This window comes from Dolichospermum sp. LEGE 00240, assembly GCF_015207875.1.
Taxonomy (GTDB): domain Bacteria; phylum Cyanobacteriota; class Cyanobacteriia; order Cyanobacteriales; family Nostocaceae; genus Dolichospermum; species Dolichospermum gracile.
This window is the reverse complement of record NZ_JADEVZ010000163.1, coordinates 1-1,355: the sequence shown is the minus strand read 5'-3', so window position 1 is coordinate 1,355 and position 1,355 is coordinate 1. Positions and strand designations below refer to the sequence as shown.

Below are 1,355 nucleotides of genomic sequence, written 5' to 3'. Positions count from 1 at the left end.
ACTGTTCTCTAGTTAAGTTGCTGGAGTATACTTTACTCATTGCTCTCTACGGTTCTGTATCTTTGTATTTACAGATTATACCCGGAGAGCTTTTTTTACTCAACTTCTAACTTTTCAAACACCCTCTTACCTATAGCTTAGTTACAGGAACAGGTGCAACTGATAATAGTTTATTCACCATTACCAATAATCAACTCACAACCAATACTGTATTTGACTTTGAAACCAAAAACAGTTACAGCGTTCGAGTTAGAACCACAGACCAAGGTGGGTTATCTTACGAGAAACAATTAATTATTGGAGTAAGTGATCTTAATGATAACGAAAGCTTTACCACCACACCCCAAAAAGATATCATAGATGCTGAATATGGAGACGACAGCATTACCAGCACCTTTGCCAATTTACAACAAAATGACACCATCAAAGGTGGTAATGGCACAGATACCTTAATTATCACCGGGGGGACAGTTGATGATAGTATCTCCATAAATGCCAATAACACCACCAATCAATTAGATATTCCAGGGACAACAGTATTCGGATTCGAACGCTTCGATTTCAGTAGCTTTACAGGTACTGTCAGTTTTGGTGGTACTGCTGGTAATGATTGGGTTAAAGGTGGTACAGGAAATGATGATTTAACCACTGAAGGTGGTAATGACTATCTGAACGGGGGAACAGGTGCAGATTTATTAATCGGTGGTAGTGGGAATGACACTTATGTGGTAGATAATGTGGGAGATGTCATTGTTGAATTTTCCAATCAGGGTATTGATACCGTTGAATCATTTATCACCTGGACATTAAAAACCAACCTAGAAAATCTCACTTTAACCGGAACGACGGCTATTAATGGTACAGGTAACACCCTCAATAATACCCTCATTGGTAATACTGGCAATAACATTCTTAATGGTGGTGCGGGCACTGATACCATGATTGGTGGTACAGGTAACGATTCCTATTATGTGGATAATACAGCAGATATCATCACAGAAAATCTGAATGAAGGAACTGATGTCGTTTTCAGCGGTGTAACTTACACCCTAACCACCAACTTAGAAAACCTGACTTTACAAGGAACAATCGCTATTAACGGTATAGGTAATAACCTCAATAATATCATTACAGGTAATACTAGCAATAACATTCTTAATGGTGGCACTGGTGCTGATACCATGATTGGTGGTACAGGTAATGATTCCTATTATGTGGATAATACAGCAGATATCATCACAGAAAATCTGAATGAAGGAACTGATGTCGTTTTCAGCAGTGTAACTTACACCCTAACCACCAACTTAGAAAACCTGACTTTACAAGGAACAATCGCTATTAACGGTATAGGTAAT

The 1,355-nt window shown here is 38.5% G+C and carries 1 protein-coding gene and 1 pseudogene; both read left to right on the top strand.

Annotated elements, in window-relative coordinates; translation table 11 throughout:
* Window positions 1–179: 179 nt before the first annotated feature.
* Window positions 180–722, top strand: a pseudogene (locus tag IQ226_RS26130) (hypothetical protein); the annotation flags it as partial.
* Window positions 723–725: 3 nt separating this feature from the next.
* The coding region (locus tag IQ226_RS25515; protein WP_370567234.1) for a calcium-binding protein at window positions 726–1,355 on the top strand (630 nt) is incomplete at its 3' end.